Below are 21,802 nucleotides of genomic sequence, written 5' to 3'. Positions count from 1 at the left end.
TTCCAGGTGATTACACCCTCTCCTTTTAAACCGTTTCCACTTCCGTCATTACCTCTACTTCCGAAAAATCGGCTGCTTCTGAAAAATCATTCAGGAAATATTTCAATTCCGAAATATCATATTCATTTGGAAACAGGCGGTTATTGATAATTTTCACCGGAGTGTAATTGAAGTCATTTTTTACACACCATTGGTATTGCAGGTAAATTTGTTGGGTAACCTGCATTGTGGCCGTATGATTCCCCCACTTCTTTTTCCACTGCTCCATAGTCATTTTTTTAATATGCCAATCCTTGAGTGCTTCTTTCACCCTACTATACTCAACATCATTAATCGCTAATAGTTCCCGCACGATGGCAGTATACGGATTCTCTTCATTTTCAGGATTCACATTAAATAGTATTGCCAATCCTATTTTTTCAGGATATTTAGCAATCAGTTCCAGTCCTTCTTCTACTGCTTTATGACAATGTCCACAGCCGGGGCTCACAATGAGAGTTAACCTTACAGCAGCGAGGTCGTTCCCCAAAGAAATTCCTTTTAACTTGCTCAATCCGTCCGGTGAGGAAATAGCTTTTGATAAAAAATTAAACAGCCCATAGTTACGCTTGAATTTTTTCAATTCATTTAATCCCTTTTGTGCCTCAATTTTTTCAATTATTACAGGTTTTATCGCAAACCATACTGTAGTGACAAGCACTAATGCACTTAAATAGAGTACACCCCCTGATAGAAAAGCTTCCGTTGTAAATACCCTACTTAGCCCTACAAAAAGAATACTTTGAATCACCAATATACCGGAAACAAACAGGCACATCAGGCACCATTTTTTTAACTGTGTCTTTTGAAGCACTATGGAATAGGCCACTACAGGAAGCGAAAGCAAACCCACACTACCAATGGCTAAAACGGAATACAAAGGCTGGATTAAAATTGCCAATAAACTACTGCTAAAAAAAAGAATCGGTAAGTCTGAAAAATCAATCCATTTTGTAATAATGCTCTTATTTGAATTTATAACAGAATCACAGGAAGTTGCGGCATTGGAAGTACAAAATTTTGACACGATCTCATTTTGCATTCCTAATTTCTCCTGCAGGATAAAAACACTTGCTATTACTCCCAGAGTTACTGTGATCAAAAACAATACAGCGGTCAAATCATAGCTGGTATACCAAAAAGAAACTAATACTAACAAAACAAAAGGCAGCACATATCTTAAGAAGCCGAATTGCATTTTTGCCTTTTTTTGCACTATCACTACTCCGGGTTCAATGGCTATGATGATGCCATCCCATTTTTGTTGGAATACCTCCGGAGTTAACACAATATTCTCTCCCTTTTCGGTTTCAACACGTAAGGTCTCTTTTTTTAAAACCAAAGTGATTTGATTATCATACACTGCCAAAAAAGTCTCCGGAAGATCGTTCAGTTGCTCTTTGGATACTTTGACGGCAGCATTTTCTATAGAAAGCATATCCAGAGTATCCGTAATCGCAAAAATGCTGGGATAATTGGGATGGGACAAAACGAGACTCTCAAATTCAGGGACGAATTGTGAGTATTGATTTAATGCTAAAAATTTTTTAATAATTCCAATCACAGTTTAAAATATGTTTTTTTCAAATATATCCAATAGTATTCGCTTATTAAATACTATTTTAGCATATAACATGTGAATTACACATAATCCCCCAAACCTACTTAACTTTAACATAATGAAATTACACCAGCGAATTAAATCGATACGGGAAACCAAGAAGATTTCCCAGGAAGCAATTGCCTTTAATTTAGAGCTGAATCAATCACAATACAGCCGCAGAGAACGAGGCGAAACGAAATTTACCCCAGAAGAAATTCTCATATTGTCGAAACTACTCAACACGCCTGTTTCCGAATTATTTAATGAAACGGGAAATGCAAGCGTGATTAACGATCCTGAAAATGCAATTCATTATGCCGGCGTACTTCAAAAACTATTTGAACAATATGAATTCCGGATTACAGAACTTCAGGGAAAACTAAAAAAGCAAAAGCAACTTTATGAAGGGCGGCTCAAAGAAAAAGAGGAAATAATTGCACTCCTGAAAAAATAACATTCCCAGACTACCGCCCGTCATCGCAGGATAGTCATGTTTTATCTAACATATTTTGCTTTTCAGGATTAAATACCACATTTAATTATTGATTTGTTAGAATTCATTACCTATTTTTGCGAAGATTTAAAACTAAAATATGAGACCAGATCTATTCCAAGCCCCAGATTATTACCTATTGGACGAATTATTGTCTGATGAACATAAAATGGTACGCGACGCAGCCCGTGAATGGGTAAAACGTGAAGTATCACCAATTATCGAAGATTACGCTCAAAAAGCAGAATTTCCAAAACAAATCATTAACGGTTTGGCAGAAATTGGTGCCTTTGGACCTTACATACCTGAAGAATATGGCGGTGCCGGATTAGACCAAATCTCTTATGGACTGATCATGCAGGAAATAGAAAGAGGAGATTCTGGAGTGCGTTCTACGGCTTCAGTACAATCTTCATTGGTCATGTATCCGATATGGAAATATGGAAATGAAGAACAACGTATGAAATACCTCCCAAAACTGGCCTCGGGTGAATTTATCGGCTGTTTTGGCCTTACAGAACCGGACCACGGATCCAATCCAAGTGGTATGGTGACGAATTTTAAAGATAAAGGCGATCATTATTTATTGAATGGCGCTAAGATGTGGATTTCAAATGCTCCATTTGCAGATATTGCCGTAGTATGGGCCAAAGATGAAAGTGGAAGAATACACGGATTAATCGTAGAAAGAGGTATGGAAGGTTTTACTACCCCGGAAACTCATAATAAATGGTCCCTTCGTGCTTCAGCTACCGGAGAGTTGATTTTTGATAATGTAAAAGTTCCTAAAGAAAACCTGTTACCAAACAAATCAGGATTAGGCGCGCCACTAGGCTGTCTGGATTCTGCCCGTTATGGTATTGCCTGGGGAGCAATTGGTGCAGCGATGGATTGTTATGATACGGCTTTGCGTTATGCTAAAGAAAGAATACAATTCGACAAACCGATTGCAGCAACGCAGTTACAACAGAAGAAACTGGCAGAAATGATTACAGAAATCACTAAAGCACAGTTATTGACCTGGAGACTGGGTGTCCTTAGAAATGAAGGCAAAGCAACTTCTGCACAAATCTCTATGGCCAAAAGAAACAATGTGGATATGGCGATTACTATCGCAAGGGAAGCAAGACAAATCCTTGGTGGAATGGGGATTACCGGAGAATATTCAATCATGCGTCACATGATGAATTTAGAATCTGTGATTACTTATGAAGGAACACATGATATCCACCTGCTGATTACCGGTATGGATATTACAGGACTTCCTGCATTTAAATAAGAGATTTCTTTCCATTGGTGTTTTCGATAGAACAATACCTAAAATATATAGAAAAAGCTTCCCGGAAACAGGAAGCTTTTTTACATTTGTAAAAATTCCTTATTATGACTATTGAAACTATTAACAACAGTATTCAGCCTCAAAAAAATATCCTACTACAGCACCCCTTATACAAAAAAGTACAACATCCCGATGATTTACACCGCTTCCTCGAAAGCCATGTGTATGCCGTTTGGGATTTTATGTCTTTATTGAAAGCATTACAATCCAAACTTACCTGTACCACAACACCCTGGCTTCCTATTGGAAATCCCGAAATCCGTTACCTCATCAATGAAATTGTATTGGCAGAGGAAACTGATATCTCCCTGGATGGAAAAAGACAAAGCCATTATGAAATGTACATTGACGCCATGAAAGCCTGTGGTGCTGATACTGCTCCAGTTGAGCATTTCCTGGAGAATGTTGTAAGCACACAAAATATATTTGTCTCCATTCGGCAAAGCGACCTGCATATCAACATCAAGGCTTTTCTTGACTTTACCTTCCGTGTTATCGAAGAAGGTAAACCTCATGAAATTGCAGCTGCTTTTACATTTGGGAGAGAAGACCTTATTCCTTCTATGTTTACCGAAATCTTAAAAAATTTCCAGGAAAATTTCCCAGAGAAAGATCTTAGTAAACTCATCTATTATTTCGAACGCCATATTGAATTGGATGCCGACGAGCATGGTCCTATGGCACTGCAGATGATCACCGAACTTTGTGACAATAACCCAACACGATGGAAAGAAGTAGAAGAAGTTTCAATCCAGGCATTGGAAGTTCGTATCGGGCTTTGGAATGCCATTGAAGAAACTATTTCCCACCAGAATTTAGCTTCTATATAACAGTATAAAAAACGCCTTATTTTTCAACCGAATCATAAGGCGTTTCTGTTTACCCTCATAATCTTCCTATTCGCCTCAAAAATAGAGGACCTCTCCTTTTTCTTAGTAGCTTTGAACTAAAGATATTTAGAATCATGTCAAAACAGCATCGTTTATTCCTCATTTACAGCATTGCCAGCATATTTTTCCTGTGCATCCCCATACTGTCATCACCCGATTTTAATTATAGCCTGCAGCTTTTCCGGGTAGCTCCCTTTCAAAGAAACTTCCTCTCTTATGTTTTCTTACTGGGTTTCTTCTATGCCAATTATCTGTATTTTATTCCCGCCTATTACCTCTCCGACAAAAAAATAGCCTACGCTATCATTATACTTGGAATGTTTTCAATCATTTCCTTCCTCCCAGGAATACTAATTCCCGGAGGACCGATGGCACCGATGGGTGATAGGCCACCACAAGCGGGACCACCTCCAGGTATGCTGTTTTCCGACAATTATATCCCGCAATTTCTTTTTATATTCATGCTTTCCTTTTTATCCCGGATCAATCAGCAGCTGAATAACATCCAGATGCAAAAATTACATGCGGAAGTATCCTATCTCAAAGCACAAATCAATCCTCATTTTCTTTTCAATACACTTAATAGCCTCTATGCGCTCACGCTTGAAAAATCGGATGAAGCACCGGGAGCGGTTTTAAAATTATCCGCTATCATGCGCTATTTAGTCACCGAGAGTTCCAGGGACTATGTTCCGTTCGCTAAAGAAATAGCCTATCTCAAAGATTATATCGCCATGCAGTTACTCAGGGCCGGAGACAACCTCACATTCTCGCTGGATATAAAAGGAGAAACTCACGACAAGCAAATTGCTCCTTTACTGTTGCTCCCTTTTATCGAAAATGCATTTAAATATGGCCTTAGCCCTGAAGAAAAATCAGAAATCAGTATCTTTATTCATAGCACAGAACAGCAGTTGTTCTTAAGAGTCCGCAATACCATCGTTGACGTTGCCCTTACCGAGGAGGAGAAAAGCGAAACCGGAATAGAAAACACCCAGAAAAGACTGGATCTTATTTATCCCGGCAAGCATAAGCTGGACATCGCACAAACCAAAAAAAATTATCTTGTTGAACTACAAATAGACCTGCAGTGATTAGAGCAATAGCCTTAGATGATGAACCGTTGGCTTTAAAAATTATTAGCCGCTTTTGTGAGGAGACAGAAGATATTGTGCTGGAAAAAACATTTACCCAGATTACTGAAGCCCAAAAATTCCTTCGGAAATTTCCGGTAGATTTAATTTTCCTGGATATCCACATGCCGGCCAAAAATGGAATTGATTTTTACAAAAGCCTCAATCAGGAGATTATGGTAATCTTCACCACAGCCTATAGTGATTATGCGGTAGAGGGCTTTAATGTCAATGCGGTAGATTACCTGCTCAAACCCTTTTCCCTGGAACGGTTTCAGGCAGCCGTAGCAAAAGGCAAAAATGAACTCCTGTCGCGCCAGTACACCCATCAGCATACCCATCTCCTGATACGGGCGGATTATAAATTACACCGTATCGAATTTGATACGATTGTACTGATTGAAAGCCTGGATGATTATGTACAAATCCACTTAGCAAACAGTACAAAGCTCGTTGCCCGATTGTCAATGAAAACACTATTGGAGAAACTGCCTGCTTCCGATTTCATCAGGGTACACCGCTCTTACATTGTACCGATACAAAAAATACAGACCATAAAGCATAAAACGATACACATTGGCACCTTTGTAATCCCGATAGGGGATACCTACAAGGATGTAATCTCAAAGTTACTTTAACGGTATTCATTGTTTTACCGCTAAAAAAAGCACGTTTATCGCTATTATTTTAGCATTTTGAATCGATACAATACTTTTAATTCATAACTTAAAAACTACACGTTATGAAAAGGAAAGATTTTTTAACCGCAGGAATTGGATTTGCAGGATTACTTAGTACTGCTCCGGCTTTATTAAGCAGTTGCAGCCATGATGACGAAACAACAACTCCGGCTACCGGAAATTCATCTTCTGGTGGGAGCAATTCCGGTACCTGTACAGTAACCGCTACAGAAACTGCGGGTCCATTTCCTACATACATTCCGTCTGCCCTTGTAAAATCCGACATCACCGACGGGCAAACCGGCATACCCCTTGCGATTACACTAATTGTGCAAAATATTACTGCCGATTGTGCCGCCTTCGCAGGTGCAATTGTTGATATCTGGCATTGCAATAAAGACGGGGAGTATTCAGAATATGGCGGAACAGGTATGCAATCCACCAATTATACTGCAGTACACTTTTTAAGGGGCAGGCAAACTACAGATGTAAACGGGACCGTCGCTTTCACCTCTATATTTCCAGCCTGGTACAATGGGCGGGCTACCCATATTCATGTCCACATCTATAATGCTTCGGGGACATCCCTTTTAGTCACACAAATTGCATTCCCGGAAGGTAATGATAGTGCTGTGGCTTTGGTCAGTTCATCGGCAGGCTATGGGAATGGATTAACAGGCTATACTTATAATGCCAATGATAATGTATTCTCTGATGGCACAGGTACGGAAATGGCTACAGTAAGTGGTAACATAGCCGAAGGATTCAGCTTGATGCACACTATTAAAGTGAATGGATAACCATTTTTCGTACCGTTGATCCTAAAATAAAAAGCCATGATACTACAAAACCCCTCGAGAATTTTCAACAGCCATTTGGTCAACAAACAGGAAAATAATAATTTTCGTTGTTTGTCTTACCTCAATCCTGGAGATGATAGAGTTGCATCCGACAACCCTTTTGGAACGCTCGGTGTTTTTAAAGAGGTAGCTCTTGCACCACTAAAGAATCTACTTCTTACCTTGGAAGCCAATGAACTGATGCTCCTGTTTCCCCTATCCGGCAGCCTGTCCGTCGAAGTACACGATGGAAAGCCTTACAATATAGAACCGGAGCAGCTACTAACCTGCCTACATCCTAAAAAGCAGGCAGTAACCATTAGCAACAGCGAACAAAAGCAGTCATCCAGCTACCTGCACATTCAGGTTTCCGGAATTTCTTTTCCACAGGATGGGACTGCAGTACACCCGTGTCATATCCCGCAAAGGAACATGGTTTCCACACTGTTGGAACAGCCCGGAGTACAGCTTAGCATAGGCGTTTTTGATGGTCGCCAAAAAGGGGAATACCAATTGCAGGAAACGGCAGACGGTATATTTGCATTCGTGCTGAATGGTGCCTTTGAGGTACAGGATCGGTTGTTGGAAAATCGGGACGGGCTTGCGCTATGGGACATTTCCACAATTGATTTTGAAGCCCTAAGTGAAAATGCCGTGTTATTATTGCTGGAAATTTAAACAAAAATATATCCTATGCAAAAAGCAAAAATACGGCTGGCTTACCGCCTTGTCATCACTTCAGACTCCGACTTCCTCTGGGATCGTTATGTTTTTGAAGATACATTCCTTGAATATGCTATGCAGAGCCAACTTTATAATTCCGTTGAAAATCCTAAAAATACGTTTCGGGAACTGTTGAATGAAAATGAAAAAGCTGAAAAACTGCATTTTCTTACCGGAATTGCAGCGCACAATTATACTTTACAGCTCAAAGGCCATTTTCACAGGATTACCGATGTACTCGGCAGCAGTTATTTTCCGTTTACGGAGTATCGCTTTGATATTATCAATACTGACATACGCGATCGTACGAAACATAAAGTGGGCATTACTTTTTATTCTCCGGAATTGTTATTGCTGGATATTATCAATAACTGTTACCTGGTCGCTAAAGATACGGGAAAGAGCAATGGCCATGAAACACTTATGTTTCCGGTACGTCCTGATTTATCCATTTGCTATTACGAAACAATAGAATGAAAAAAGCGGGAGAAATGAACTCCCGCTTTTAGTGTATTAGACGATCCCATTGGGATTGTTATTTAGTATTCTGGTGCCAGGGCTAATTCAAGGCCTTCCAAATCTTCTGTAATGGCAATCTGGCAACCAAGCCTACTGTTATCCTTTACAAAAAAGGCTTCCGAAAGCATCGCTTCTTCATCATCACCCATTTCTGGCAGGGCTACATCATTCAGTACATAACACTGGCAGGAAGCACACATGGCCATACCGCCACAAACTCCTATTGTACCTTCCGGTGCCAGTTCATAAGCCCGTACCAGCTCCATGATATTCATATTCATATCGGTGGGTGCCTGCACTTCATGGGTAACCCCATCCCTATCGGTAATTTTTATAGTAACATCCTGTGCCATGGCCCTTTTAGTTTATTGATTTTACCACCGCTTTTTCAGCTTCTTTGCGGGTACCATCAAAGCCATCCACACCACTTACTGTAGTGTATTTCAGCACATATTTTTTTCCAGGGTTAAGTTTATTAAATACACTCTGGCACATTAAGGTCGCTTCATGGAAACCACAAAGAATCAGTTTTAATTTTCCCGGGTAGGTATTAATATCCCCAATAGCATAAATCCCTTCAATATTCGTTTGGTAATCCAGTGCATTATTTACCTTGATCGCATTCTTTTCGATTTCCAGTCCCCAATTGGCAATAGCACCCAATTTAGGCGTCAGTCCAAATAAAGGAATAAAATAATCAGTTTCAATGGTACGGTGTGCACCATCCTGCTCGATATCGATCGATTCAATATGCTCTGCTCCATTTAACCCTATCACTTCTGCTGGGGTAATCAGGTTAATTTTTCCGGCGTGTTTTAATTCCTGTACTTTTTCTACGGAATCCAAAGCGCCACGGAATTCATTTCGCCTGTGTATTAAGGTTACTTCAGAAGCTACACTGGATAAAAAGATACTCCAATCCAGGGCTGAATCGCCACCACCGGCAATTACAATTTTTTTATTACGGAAAAGTTCCGGGTCTTTTACAAAATATTCAACCCCTTTATCTTCGTAGAATTCAATATCCTCGATTAGTGGCTTACGAGGTTCAAAACTACCAAGCCCACCTGCAATAGCTATGGCTTTCGCAGCATGTTTTGTTCCTTTATCCGTAGTTACGATAAAAGTCCCGTCTTCCTGTTTTTCAATAGTTTCTGCTTTTTCATTCAGCGTAAATCCAGGTTGGAATTGTTTAATTTGTTCCATCAGGTTTTCAACCAAATCCCCTGCCAGTACAGAAGGGTATCCCGGGATATCAAAAATCGGTTTCTTAGGATATAATTCGGATAGCTGCCCACCTATTTGCGGAAGCGCGTCAATGATATGGCATTTTAACTTTAGTAATCCTGCTTCAAAAACGGTGAATAGCCCTGTGGGACCTGCACCAATTATTAGTATATCTGTTTCAATCATTAGAGTAAGTATTCTGGTATGGTTCGTTTCAATGCGACAAATTTCGTTGAAAACGCTCCATGACTATATGATAAATATCAGTCGGAGGAATTTATAATAAATTTAAAAACTGACAACAATGCTGTGGTGCGTAATAGCTGTGCCTCTTTTTTTACCGCATCCCGGAAATACATCCGGATACTGGTAAAAAGGTACTGCAATACAATTTTGCATTTTTACGCCAACACCACTATAAAAATATATTACGCGATATTAACTACGGTCTCTATTTGTGGTGCGTATTTTTTAATCGTGGTTTCTACACCCGCTTTCATGGTAGACTGGTTGACACTACATCCCACACAGGCACCTTCCAGGCGAACTTTTACCAACTTATCATCTTCAATAGCAATTAGCGTGATATCGCCGCCATCCGAATTCAGGAACGGACGGATTTCATCAAGAGCTTTTTCTACGTTTAATTTGATTTCTTCTGTTGTCATTTTTTCTTTTTTATTGAAATCGTTTTTGGCACACATCCGGATCAGCTCCGGATGTATATCCTATGGGTTTCAAATTATTTTTTTTTAGTCACAGCAGCACAACCTGCCATAGTGGTAATTTTCACCGCTTCAGAGGCCGGAAGGTTTTCATTTCTGTCTACTACTTCACGTACTACATTACGCGCCAGTTCTTCAAAAGAATTTTCTAATGCTGTAGCGGTTTGCAATGCTGCCGGGCGACCGTAGTCTCCTGCTTCACGAATGGATTGTATTAATGGGATTTCGCCTAAGAAAGCCACATCAAGATCTTCTGCAAGATTTCGTGCCCCTTCTTTTCCGAAGATATAGTATTTGTTTTCCGGCAATTCTTCCGGGGTAAAATAAGCCATGTTCTCGATAATTCCCAATACAGGGACATTGATACTATCGGACATGAACATTGCTACTCCTTTTTTAGCATCAGCCAAAGCAATATTTTGTGGTGTACTTACCACTACTGCACCGGTGATTGGCAATGATTGTACAATGGAAAGGTGGATATCGCCTGTACCGGGTGGCAAGTCAATAAGCATAAAGTCCAATTCGCCCCAATCCGCATCGAAAATCATTTGGTTCAGTGCTTTGGAAGCCATTGGCCCACGCCAGATAACCGCCTGATCCGGAGCGGTAAAAAACCCGATCGACAATAACTTAACACCATAATTTTCAACAGGTAGCATTTTTGATTTTCCATCAATAGTAGTCGATAATGGACGTTCTCTTTCCACATCAAACATGATGGGCATCGAAGGCCCGTAAATATCGGCATCCAGTACCCCTACCGAAAAACCCATTTTTGCTAATGTTACAGCCAGATTAGCCGTAACGGTAGATTTTCCTACGCCCCCTTTACCGGAAGCAACAGCAATAATATTTTTTATTCCGGGAATTGACTTCCCTTTGATCTCCGGTTTTTCTGGAGTTTCAACCTTGATATTGACCTTTACTTTGGCTTTTTCATATACCAAATCCTGAATGGCTTTCATGACATCCACCTCTGCACGTTTTTTAATGTGCAGTGCTGGTGTCGTTAAGGTGAGTTCTACAACGACCTCATCCCCAAAAGTAAGCACATTTTGTACTGCGCCACTTTCAACCATATTTTTCCCTTCTCCGGCAACGGAAATAGTTTCCAATGCCTTCAGAACTTCTTTTCTATCTATTTTCATCCGTGTATATCGTTCTTTTACAAGCCCTTAATTAAGACTTATTTTAAATAACAAAGATAGTATGAAAAGTTTTAAAAGTAAAGTTAATAGATTGAAATTGTTTATAATACTATAGACGTTTTTTAATGGCCTGAACACACCTTTGGATTGGAGACATAAAAGCCTCTAAATCCCGTTGGTACGAAGGATAGTAAGCTTGATCCTGCTGCGCTGTAGTTGCAAATCATTTTTCAGCCGGTCGTATTCCGAAGCCAGCAGTTGGTTTTTTACCGTCGTGTAAAGTACTGCCTCAATTTTACCGCTAAGGAACTTTGACTGGGTCGTCTGGAACGATTCCCTGGCATATTGTACTGTATTGCTGATGTTAACACTCAACTGTTCGTACTGGGACTGTCGTTTTTCTTCCTGTTCAATTTCCTGTTTCACGAGATTCTTTTCCTGCTCTGATGCCCATTTGCTCTTCTCCGCTTCAATTTTGGAAGCGGTGATCTGGCGATTTCGGCGGAATCCGGTAAATACCGGAATGCTGACCTGTAGTCCCGCCTGATGGTTTTTATTGTCTTCGAGCTGCGTCCCGAAATTGGTCACCCCGGCACCCGATCCTTGTAGCGGAGCGGAATAAAAGGTTGACATATTATAAAATGCCGAAACCGTAGGAAGGTTTACTGAACGCTGTATTGCAATTGCTTTTTGCGCACTTTCATACTGTAAAGCGGCCAATTCGATTTTCGGGTTGCTCCCTATTACGTTGGAATCTTCTTCCGGTGCGGCCAGGATATAATCCAGCTGTACTTCCGAAAGCTTGTCTGTCGCCACATTCATCAGCTGGAACAATTGCAGTTTTTGTACGTCAAAAAGCTGCCGTGCTTCCATCAGCCGCTTTTCATCCTGTGAAAAAGCGAGCCGGATATCATACAAATCACTTTGGGGCTTACTCCCAATCTGTACTTCTTTTGTAATGCGCTCCAGGTTGTAGGTCGTATTTTCCAGTTGCTCTATCTGTATTTTAACCAGCTCCTGTGAAAAAAGGGCATCAAAATAAAAAGAAAGCAACTGGAGTTTGTATTCATAGGAAATTACAGCAGCATCGGCGCGGGCGATGGCAATATCAATCTTATTTTTGCGTGCAGTAGCCAGCATCGTAAAATCCAGCAGGTTGACATTGGCATTCAGGTACAGATTGTCCGATTGGATATCTGAACTGACCCTGGCATTCGTAGAAGGATCGATCGTAGAACCGAAATTATAATTATGGTTTCCGTTAAGGCTTACTGTCGGTACTAATTCCAGAAGCGGATTGGTATACAGCTTCTGGGATCGTGTAATTTCAAGTTGCTTTATTTTTACCGGGATACTATTTTTCAAACCGGCATCCAGGCATTGCTGCAGGGACCAGGTTTGCTGGGCAGTTGCAAAAAAACTTGTCAATGCAAACAGCAATGCTACTTTATTACTCATATTTTAAATATTTTAAAACGTTGACACGGGTAGCCTGATAGGCTTTGGAAAGCACTACTGAAAGTGTAAGCACGACTAGGATAACAAAACCAATAATAAAAGGCAGGATCGAGATGGAGATGCGGAAGGCAAAATTATCCAGCCACATGCTCAGCAGGAAATAGACCGGGAACAAGGCAATCAGGAATCCGATAATACAGAATATCAGGTATTGTTTTGAGAGCTCCCGGAGCAGTACTTTAGTTTCTGCACCCAGTGTTTTCCGGATGGCAATTTCCTTCATTCGCCTTTCAATCGAAAAAGTCGCCAGGGCAAACAATCCGAAGAGGGAAATCGTAATCACCACAATATTAAGCAGGGAAAACAGGTTCCGTTGTTTTACAAAACTTTCATAAGTCCTTGCAAAGTTTTTATCGACAAATTCATAATGAAAAGGATAATCAGCATCGACATTTTTATTCCAAAACTGCTCTAATGCACCTATTGTTTCGCCCATATTCTCAGGCGCTACTTTCACGTAAATCTGGTTCATATTACCCTCCATCCACCTTACGGTTTTAAAATGGAAGAAAATCATTGGTGGTATTTTATTCTGAGGCCCTTCAATATGAAAATCAGCCACGACACCCACGACATTAAATTTTTCACCATTCCACAACAACTGCTTTCCAATTGCATTTTTCTCGCCCATTAATTTCACTGTCGTTTGATTGACCAACACAGCATTAATAGTGTCCGAAGACAGGGATTCTGATAAAGTACGCCCTTCAGCAATACGGATGTGCATCATTTCCAGCATCCCAAAATCAAAGGACATATTCTTTCCCTGGATATTCACACCTTTGTATTCGAATCCCGATGAAGACGGAACCCCATTCCCAAAAGAGAAGGTTCCTGTAGAGACTTCTTCCACCCCCTTCATCCTAAGCAATTCCTGCCGTATTGTACGGTAATGCTCATACGGTTGTTTTTTACCCTCCACACGATAGTTGACCTCTATAATCTGTGCCCCTTTAAAACCCAGTTCTTTTTGGCTCATAAACGCGACCTGCTGGTAGACAATATAAGAACCGATAATGAAAAAAGAAGCAATTGCAAATTGGAGGATCAACATTCCATTACGGAGCCAGGTTCCGGTTTTACTACGCCCGAAATTACCTTTCAGCACATTTAGCGTTTCGAAATTAGCAACATAGGTTGCCGGGAATATACCGGCAAAAACGACTACAATACCAAAGATCAATACCAACTGCGCATAAAATTGCCCACTATGGATCACTAATTCTTTTCCCAGGAAATTATTATAATAGGGCAGGGATAATTCAACAATAACAAGGGAGAGCAAAATCGCTACCACTGCCATTAACACTGTCTCATAGACAAACTGCCGTATGATATTGCCTTTATTTGCCCCTAAAATTTTACGGACCCCTACTTCCTTGGCTCTTTTAATGGCATTAGCGGTCGCCAGGTTGATATAATTAACAATCGAAAGCACCAGGATCAGGATGGAAAGCCCGAGCATAATCAATAAAAACTGGTAATTGCCCCTGCCTTCCGGATACCCCTGGGTAACCGAATGCAATCGGGCGCTTTCCAAAGGCTCCAGGATCACTACTCCCACCCCATATTTATTCATATATTCTTCAGGGCTTATCCCTTCTTCTTTGGCCTGTGGTTTTACTTTATGCTCAAAAAATACCGTCTTGATTTTTTGCTCTATCGCGGCCACGGCATTGGGCGATTTTAGTTTCAGCAGGAGCCCAAAATAATAATTGCCCCAGTGATCTTTACTGCCTTTCAGTTTTCCTTCCATAAATCCCGTGACGGCCGTTGGGGCTATCGATGATTTTCCCGGAATTCTATAAACTCCCCGTACCACCAGGTTTTTTGTTCCGTACAGGATTTGTTTTCCTATTGGATTTTCATCCCCAAACAGCTGTTTTGCAGCATCTTCTGAAAGGGCTATACTATTTCCATCGGGCAATGCTTCAGCACCGTTGCCCTGTACAAAGTCAAAAGGAAAGAACGTAAAAAAATTCTGCTGCGCATCCATGATTTTGGTCAGGAGCACTTTTTTTCCTTTGTAGCGTATATTCTCACTGCCGTAAATGGTTTCCACATAACAATAGCTTTCCACTTCGGGAGCCACTTCCTTCAGGGCCGCTCCCAGGGGAGCCACATTCGTAGCCCATACATCCATGCCATTGCCCAGGTCATTCAGCACCTGGTAAATGTGTTCCTTTTCAGGATTCCATTCATTATAGGCGTGCTCATCATTCCAATACAAAATGGCAAAAATCAATCCTGAGATCCCAATACTCAACCCGAGAATATTCAGGAAGGTAAAAAGCTTATTGTTCCTAATGTTGTATAAAAATATTTTGGTCCAGTTCTTTAACATGCTCGTATCAATTAGTTAATATAACGCGATTGCGCCATCACGCAAAAATGTAATTCATTGTATAATTAGGTGTATCCCCTCATTCGTATTTCAGGTATTTCAGGACATCAATGCGGGTAGCCTGTAACGCCCTCGACAATACTACAATCAATGTAAGCAGTAAAAGGACAACAAAGCTAATGGCAAAAGGAAGGACTGTAATCCCAATGCGAAAGGCAAAATTATCCAGCCACATTTCCAGTAAATAATATACGGGGAACAATGCAATCAGAAATCCGATCACACAGAAGATCAGGTATTGCTTAGACAGCTCCCGAAGTAACACCCTGGTTTCGGCTCCCAATGTTTTCCGTATGGCGATTTCCTTCATCCGCCTCTCGATAGAGAACGTTGCCAGTGCAAATAAACCAAAAAGTGAAATCAGGATGACAACAATATTCAACAGGGAAAAAAGGTTCTTTTGCTTTACATAACTTTCATAAGCCCTGGCAAAACCTTTGTCTACAAAAACATACTGAAACGGATAGTCACTGTCTACTTTTGTATTCCAGAACTGCTCTATCGACAATAGTGTTTCTTCTGTATTTTCGGGTCCTATTTTCACAAACACCTGGCTCATATTACCCTCCATCCAACGGATCGTCTTAAAATGTAAAAAAGTCATGGGTGGTATTTTATTCTGGGGCCCATTAATATGGAAGTCTTTTACCAGCCCTACAATCTTTAATTTTTTATCATTCCAGTTAATTTCCTTACCCACCGGATTTTTCTCATTCATCATCCGGGCTGCAGTCTCATTAATAAGAATGGTGTTAATCGTATCCGAAGACAGGGATTCCGAGAGATCACGGCCGTCCGCAATTTGGATGTGCATCATTTCCAGCATTCCAAAATCATAGGCCATATTTTTCGATTGGATATTCCTGTTATTGTATTCGAATCCTGTGGACGACATGCCGCCTTTCCCAAAAGAGAACGTTCCTGTTGAAACCTGTTCTACACCTTTGATTTTTGATAACTCCTGCTTTATTGTCCGGTAGCGTTCGTAGGGGCTTTTTTCCCCTTTTTGCCGGTAACTGATCTCAACGACCTGCTTTCCCTGAAATCCCAGGTCTTTATGGGACATATAATCCACCTGCTGGTAGACAATATAGGAACCAATAATAAAAAAAGAAGCAATGGCAAACTGCAGGATCAGCATTCCGTTCCGGAGCCAGGTGCCTGTTTTGCTACGCCCGAAATTTCCTTTCAGTACATTAAGCGTTTCAAAATTCGCCACATAACCCGCTGGAAAAAGGCCGGCAAAAATCACTACTACTCCAAAAATCAGTAACAACTGCCCGTAAAACTGCCCGCTATGGATCACTAATTCTTTTCCCAGAAAATCATTGTAATACGGAAGGGACAATTCTACAATCACAAGCGCCAGCAAAATAGCAGCGATGGTCATTATTACGGTTTCATAGACAAACTGGCGTATAATATTCCCTTTATCTGCTCCCAATATTTTACGAACGCCTACTTCCTTGGCTCTTTTAATAGCATTGGCGGTCGCAAGATTGATATAATTGACAATGGAAAGAATCAGGATCAATAGGGACAATCCCAACATGATAACCAAAGACTGGTAATTTCCCTTCCCTTCCGGGTAGGCATTGTCAGCCGAATGTAACCGTGCCGTTTTCAGGGATTCCAATAATACGGTGCCTTCCCCCCCATCCTTTTTAATATAGTCCTCAAGGGCTATTCCTTCTTCTTTGGCACCCGGTTTTGTCTTATAGTCCAGGAATAACTGGTCTATTTTTTTTATGACACCTGGTACTGCTTCCGGAGATTTTATTTTGAGCAATAACCCAAAATTATAATCCCCCCAGGAGCCTTCGCTGGACTTTAATTTATAGTTCATAAAGCTGGTTACGGCCATTGGGGCAATGGAAGATTTTCCGGGAATTCGATACACCCCACGTACGACGAGGTTTTTCTTGCTATAGACCACCTGCTTCCCCAACGGATTTTCATCACCAAACAAACGGATCGCTGTTTCTTCTGAAAGCGCAATACTGCTATCGTCCGGCAATGCTCCCCCAGCGCTCCCCTTTATAAAATCAAAAGGAAAAAAGGAAAAGAAGTTACCCTGGGCATCAAAAACTTTCGTAATGAGTTCTTTCCTCCCCTTATAGCCAATATTGTCTGTACTATAATTGGTTTCAATATAACAGTAACTCTCGACCTGGGGAGCTTCACTTTTCAGCAAAGGCCCCAAAGGCGATACCGTGGTCGCCCACGGATCAAGCCCGCTTCCTATTACAGTTAATACCTGGTATACCTTTTCTTTTTCAGGATTCCATTCATTATAGGCATGCTCGTCATTCCAGTACAGGATCGCGAAAATTAATCCCGAGATCCCAATACCCAATCCAAGCACATTCAGGAAGGTAAAGAGTTTGTTATTCCTGATATTGTATAAAAATATTTTGGTCCAGTTCTTTAACATGATAGTATTTGATTAATGCATTTAGTTCAGATACGATTCAAATGATGCCTGTTACCTTTTGGAAACGGTACCGGAAAGGCCTTTTTGTATCGTAGTGGTCGGATTGCCATAATAAGCCACCGAAGCATGGGAAGATGCTTTCGCATCCAATGTTCCTGACGCCATAATACTGGCAAATGCAGCTGTGTTTACGTATACTACCGCATTCAGTGCCACTAAGTTTTTAGCCGTACAACGCGCTGTCGTACTGGCCTGTATTTCTGCCAGTGTTACTGTTCCCGATACTGTCGCAGTAGCATTGGTTTCCATTTTAAGATTCAGGCGCCCTCCGGTTACATTGGTAACCAGTTCGCTCCAGGAAGACATCCTGATGATGGCCTCTTCACAATGGATATTCCCCTCAACACTTCCTTTTTCTTTTAGTGTTATCTCGACTTTAGGAAAGTCCAGCCCATTTTCAAATATTACAGCTGCCTGAGTCGTAACTTCAAATTTTCCAATGGCAGGGCCTGACAGGTATACTGTTGTATTTCTAAGCTTATTCCCGTTTTCTTTCAGGCCTTTTATGATCAAAACGCCATCCACAACTTCGGTACTCAGCAGCTGTAATGCTGCTGCGTTATTCGCTTCAGCCTTTACACTTACGGTTTCGGACTGTGTATAAATAAGTGCAATGCCATCTGCTACAGTTACGGCAGAAAAAGAGGCCAGCTTCCGGCTTTCAGAAACCTGTGCGTGAGCGCCATTTGCCACGATCAGCAAAAAGGCAGTATATAAAATAGTTCGTATCATAATAGGGGTTTATCGTTTTAATGTGGTGTTATCCATAATGGATTCAGCCAGTTTTATTCATATTTTAGGTAATCCAGTACATTGACACGCGTCGCCTGATAGGCTCTTGAAAGTACGACCGCCAGGGTTAAAATCATCAGGGCAAAAAAGCCGATGATAAAAGGCAACGCCGAAATCGTAATCCTGTAAGCGAAATTGCCCAGCCACTGATCCAGTAAAAAATATACCGGTACTACAGCGATCAAAAATCCGAGCACACAAAAGAATATATATTGTTTTGAAAGCGTAGCCAGGAGACGTTCCGTTTCTGCACCCAGCGTTTTACGGATGGCAATTTCTTTCATACGGCTCTGTATGGAATAGGATGCCAGAGCAAACAATCCAAAAAGGGCAATAATAATCACAACAATATTCAGCAGTGAAAACAGGTTCCTTTGGTCAACGTATGATTTATAGGTTCTCGCAAAATTCTGGTCTACAAAATCATAGGCAAATGGGTATTCCTGATCGACGTTCTTTTTCCAGAATGTTTCAATATCAGCCAGTGTCTGTGCGCCATGTTCCGGTGCTATTTTTATAAAAAACTTCGTCAGGAAGTTGTTTTCAGAAATGGTTTTATGGTGGTAAAATAACATCGGTGGAATTTTACGATCCGGGCCTTGTAGGTTAAAATTCTTAACCACCCCCACAATCTTCAGGTGACGCATTCCCGAATTGACACCATCATCGCGAAAATCAAATTCTTTTCCTACCGGATGGGGTTCGGTCATCATTTCTGCCGCAGCTTCATTAATCAATACTGACGATACAGTATCCGAAGCATATTGCTTCATTAATTTCCGCCCTTCCAGTACCTTGATATTCATCATATCCAGGAGTTCAAATTCCATAGCCATATTTTCCACTTCCACATCATTCCCTTTGTAGGCAAAAACGCTGGTAAAATAAGAGCCATATCCGAAGGTAAAGTTCCCGGAAGACACTTCCTCCACCCCTTTAATGCGCAATAATTCGTTTCGTATCATCTCGTAGTCCGATGTTGGCTTTGGATTATACAACCGTGCTTCAATAATCTGCGACCCCTGGAAACCCAATTCCTTGCGGGTCAGGAAATCAATTTGCTGGTAGACGATATAGGATCCGGTAATAAAGAAGGAAGCGATGGCAAACTGCAGGATCAACATTCCGTTGCGAAGCCATATTCCTTTTTTGCTACGTCCAAAATTGCCTTTTAATACTTTTAGCACTTCAAAATTCGAAATGTAAATTGCGGGAAAAATACCTGCAAAAACGATGGTGACCAGAAACACCAGAATCAACTGAAGGTAAAACTGATTGTTGTGAATAACCAGTTCCTTTCCTAAAAATTCGTTGTAATAAGGCAATGACAATTCTACTATTACCAGAGCAATAAGAATGGCTACCACAGTAGTCACAACGGTTTCAAAAAGAAACTGCCATACAATTTGTGCTTTACTGGCTCCAATAATTTTTCGTACCCCGACTTCTTTTGCGCGTTTGATCGCGTTGGCCGTAGCCAGGTTGATATAGTTCACAATCGAAAGGATCAGGATGAGTACCGACAGCGACAGCATAATCATCAGGAACTGGTAATTCCCGCTTCCTTCAGGATATCCATCTTTTACCTGGGAATGCAGTCGGGCGCTTTTCAATACCTCTAAATACGGAACATCCATCCCATAATTTTTGATATAAGCTTCCGGAGCTACTCCTTTATCCCTGGCACCGGCTTTAGCCTGTTTTTCAAAATAAAGCGCCTTTATCTGTCCTTCGACAATGGATTTGTCTGCAGGATTTTTCAATTTGATGACCAAAAAATTCGAATGGCTTCTCCAGTTATCTGCATTTTCTTTCATATAGTCATCCATCTGGTCGCGGATAACAATTTTAGGCGCCACAGAAGATTTCCCGGTTATCTTGTATACGCCCTGTACTACATAGGTTTTATCCCAAAGTTTCAGTTGTTGGCCTATTGGATCGATTTTGCCAAAAAAGAGTTCCGCTGTTTCGTCCGAGATGGCGATGCTATTTTTTTCTTTTAAGGCCGTAGCACCCTTTCCTTTTATAAACTGGAATGGAAAAAAAGAAAAGAAATTATTTTCGGCAACTGTTATTTTATAGACGAGTTCTTTTTTACCGCGGTACTCCATAAGCCCCTGACGATATCCCGACTGAAACGTACAGTAACTTTCCACCTGTGGCGATAGCGCTTTCAGGTTGGGCCCCAAAGGTGCTACATTATACGATAAAAACCCCGATCGTGGTTGGTCGTTAACCACCTGGAATACCTTTTCCTTTTCAGGATTCCAGGCATTATACGACTGCTCATCATTCCAGTACAGCATGGCAAATACCAATCCTGCAATACCAATGCTCAACCCAAAAATGTTGAGGAATACAAACAGCTTGTTCTGCCTGCTGTTGTATAAAAATATTTTAATCCAGTTCTTTAACATGGTACTATAGGTTAAGGTTTGCAGTTATTTTTAAAGTCAGATTACTTTTTAGAAACTGATCCTGAAGAACTTTTAGTCACATCGGCAGTTGCATTTCCATAATAGTTAATGCTGGAACTGGAAGTCGCTTCGGCATTCAGGTGCCCGGATACCGTAATAGTGGCATCGGCAGAACTACTGGTCATGATACTGGCATTTACTGCTTCCAATTTCTTGGCCTCAAAACTGGATGAGCTACTGGCTTCCAGCGTCAGGTTGTTTACTTTCCCACTTAAAGATGCTGTAGCTGAGCTGCTCATTTTCACGGTGGCCTTGTCTGCATTCAGGTTGCTTTTCAATGTACCACTGGAAGAAATTGCAATGGTTGCCCCGGTACATTTTACACTGCCATAAATACTGCCCGAAGACGAAACTTCCAATTGCAATTGTTTTACAGCCACTTCGTTTTCAAAACGAATTGTGGCACTCGAAGACGCTTTAAAATCGGTGATAGCAGGATGTGAAAGGTATACTTTGGCATTTTTAAAATTATTCCATTGCTTGTTTCGTTTTTTGCCTTTTTGATTTTCAGGTATTGTAATCTTTATTTTTAAGGTATTTCCCGAAACTTCCGTGGTTATCGCCTGAAGTTGTTCTGCTGTTTCCGCCGCTACTTTAAGGCTTGTATTGGCCGATTGTGTATAAATTAGCTCCACACCTGTTGCTACTTCAATTTTAGAGAACCCACTCAGGTTCCTGTTTTCTGTTACCTGTGCTGCTGCAGCTAATGTGGCTAAGAAAAAAGCGGTAAAAAGAATAATTCGTGTCATAATTGTA

Annotated in this window: 19 protein-coding genes; 8 read left to right on the top strand and 11 right to left on the bottom strand. The window is 41.0% G+C overall.

Translation table 11 applies throughout. The annotated features are described in order from the left end of the window. Positions 1-25 precede the first annotated feature (25 nt). Positions 26-1,603 (bottom strand): vitamin K epoxide reductase family protein, encoded by a 1,578-nt coding sequence (locus tag FK004_RS06950; RefSeq protein ID WP_108736617.1) that lies wholly within the window; start codon positions 1,601-1,603, stop codon positions 26-28. 115 nt (positions 1,604-1,718) lie between these two features. Here FK004_RS06950 and FK004_RS06945 point away from each other — a divergent pair, with 115 nt between their 5' ends. From FK004_RS06945 to FK004_RS06910, 8 genes are all read left to right on the top strand, one after another. After that, a complete protein-coding gene (locus FK004_RS06945) occupies positions 1,719-2,096 on the top strand; it encodes a helix-turn-helix domain-containing protein (RefSeq protein ID WP_108736616.1) in 378 nt (125 codons plus the stop codon). 139 nt (positions 2,097-2,235) lie between these two features. Further along, positions 2,236-3,414, top strand: a complete 1,179-nt coding sequence (locus FK004_RS06940; protein ID WP_108736615.1) for an acyl-CoA dehydrogenase family protein — start codon at positions 2,236-2,238, stop codon at positions 3,412-3,414. 104 nt (positions 3,415-3,518) lie between these two features. Then, entirely contained in the window at positions 3,519-4,304 is a 786-nt protein-coding gene (locus tag FK004_RS06935; RefSeq protein WP_108736614.1) for a DUF3050 domain-containing protein, read from the top strand. Between the two features lie 134 nt (positions 4,305-4,438). Beyond that, positions 4,439-5,458, top strand: coding sequence for a sensor histidine kinase (locus FK004_RS06930; RefSeq protein ID WP_108736613.1), 1,020 nt, complete (start codon positions 4,439-4,441; stop codon positions 5,456-5,458). Next, positions 5,455-6,135 carry a LytR/AlgR family response regulator transcription factor gene (locus FK004_RS06925; RefSeq protein ID WP_108736612.1) on the top strand — a complete coding sequence of 227 codons (681 nt, stop codon included), beginning with the start codon at positions 5,455-5,457 and terminating at the stop codon, positions 6,133-6,135. The genes FK004_RS06930 and FK004_RS06925 overlap by 4 nt, the downstream gene beginning before the upstream one ends. Before the next feature lie 104 nt (positions 6,136-6,239). Then, a complete protein-coding gene (locus FK004_RS06920; protein ID WP_108736611.1) occupies positions 6,240-6,977 on the top strand; it encodes a dioxygenase family protein in 738 nt (245 codons plus the stop codon). A 36-nt stretch (positions 6,978-7,013) separates the two neighbouring features. After that, a complete protein-coding gene (locus FK004_RS06915; RefSeq protein WP_108736610.1) occupies positions 7,014-7,694 on the top strand; it encodes a pirin family protein in 681 nt (226 codons plus the stop codon). Between the two features lie 15 nt (positions 7,695-7,709). Continuing rightward, positions 7,710-8,216, top strand: a complete 507-nt coding sequence (locus tag FK004_RS06910; RefSeq protein WP_108736609.1) for a hypothetical protein — start codon at positions 7,710-7,712, stop codon at positions 8,214-8,216. 62 nt (positions 8,217-8,278) lie between these two features. On the opposite strand, the gene FK004_RS06905 is transcribed toward FK004_RS06910, so the two are convergent. From FK004_RS06905 to FK004_RS06860, 10 genes are all read right to left on the bottom strand, one after another. Further along, a complete protein-coding gene (locus FK004_RS06905) occupies positions 8,279-8,611 on the bottom strand; it encodes a 2Fe-2S iron-sulfur cluster-binding family protein (protein ID WP_108736608.1) in 333 nt (110 codons plus the stop codon). Positions 8,612-8,618: 7 nt separating this feature from the next. After that, a complete protein-coding gene (locus FK004_RS06900; protein WP_108736607.1) occupies positions 8,619-9,671 on the bottom strand; it encodes an NAD(P)/FAD-dependent oxidoreductase in 1,053 nt (350 codons plus the stop codon). Positions 9,672-9,913: 242 nt separating this feature from the next. Continuing rightward, positions 9,914-10,153: a NifU family protein gene (locus FK004_RS06895; protein ID WP_108738777.1), complete on the bottom strand. Its 240-nt coding sequence runs from the start codon at positions 10,151-10,153 to the stop codon at positions 9,914-9,916. A gap of 74 nt (positions 10,154-10,227) precedes the next feature. Then, positions 10,228-11,361: an Mrp/NBP35 family ATP-binding protein gene (locus tag FK004_RS06890; protein WP_108736606.1), complete on the bottom strand. Its 1,134-nt coding sequence runs from the start codon at positions 11,359-11,361 to the stop codon at positions 10,228-10,230. A 165-nt stretch (positions 11,362-11,526) separates the two neighbouring features. Beyond that, positions 11,527-12,819 carry a TolC family protein gene (locus tag FK004_RS06885; RefSeq protein ID WP_108736605.1) on the bottom strand — a complete coding sequence of 431 codons (1,293 nt, stop codon included), beginning with the start codon at positions 12,817-12,819 and terminating at the stop codon, positions 11,527-11,529. Next, a complete protein-coding gene (locus FK004_RS06880) occupies positions 12,812-15,223 on the bottom strand; it encodes an ABC transporter permease (RefSeq protein ID WP_108736604.1) in 2,412 nt (803 codons plus the stop codon). The genes FK004_RS06885 and FK004_RS06880 overlap by 8 nt, the downstream gene beginning before the upstream one ends. 79 nt (positions 15,224-15,302) lie before the next feature. Continuing rightward, positions 15,303-17,717, bottom strand: coding sequence for an ABC transporter permease (locus FK004_RS06875; protein WP_108736603.1), 2,415 nt, complete (start codon positions 17,715-17,717; stop codon positions 15,303-15,305). Positions 17,718-17,768: 51 nt separating this feature from the next. Then, positions 17,769-18,509, bottom strand: a complete 741-nt coding sequence (locus FK004_RS06870; protein WP_108736602.1) for a GIN domain-containing protein — start codon at positions 18,507-18,509, stop codon at positions 17,769-17,771. A 53-nt stretch (positions 18,510-18,562) separates the two neighbouring features. Continuing rightward, entirely contained in the window at positions 18,563-20,986 is a 2,424-nt protein-coding gene (locus FK004_RS06865; RefSeq protein WP_108736601.1) for an ABC transporter permease, read from the bottom strand. A 41-nt stretch (positions 20,987-21,027) separates the two neighbouring features. Then, complete coding sequence (locus FK004_RS06860) at positions 21,028-21,795, bottom strand: head GIN domain-containing protein (RefSeq protein ID WP_108736600.1); 768 nt, start codon at positions 21,793-21,795, stop codon at positions 21,028-21,030. Positions 21,796-21,802 lie beyond the last annotated feature (7 nt).

Source organism: Flavobacterium kingsejongi, assembly GCF_003076475.1.
Taxonomy (GTDB): Bacteria; Bacteroidota; Bacteroidia; order Flavobacteriales; family Flavobacteriaceae; genus Flavobacterium; species Flavobacterium kingsejongi.
This window is presented reverse-complemented; position numbering and strand designations above follow the sequence as displayed.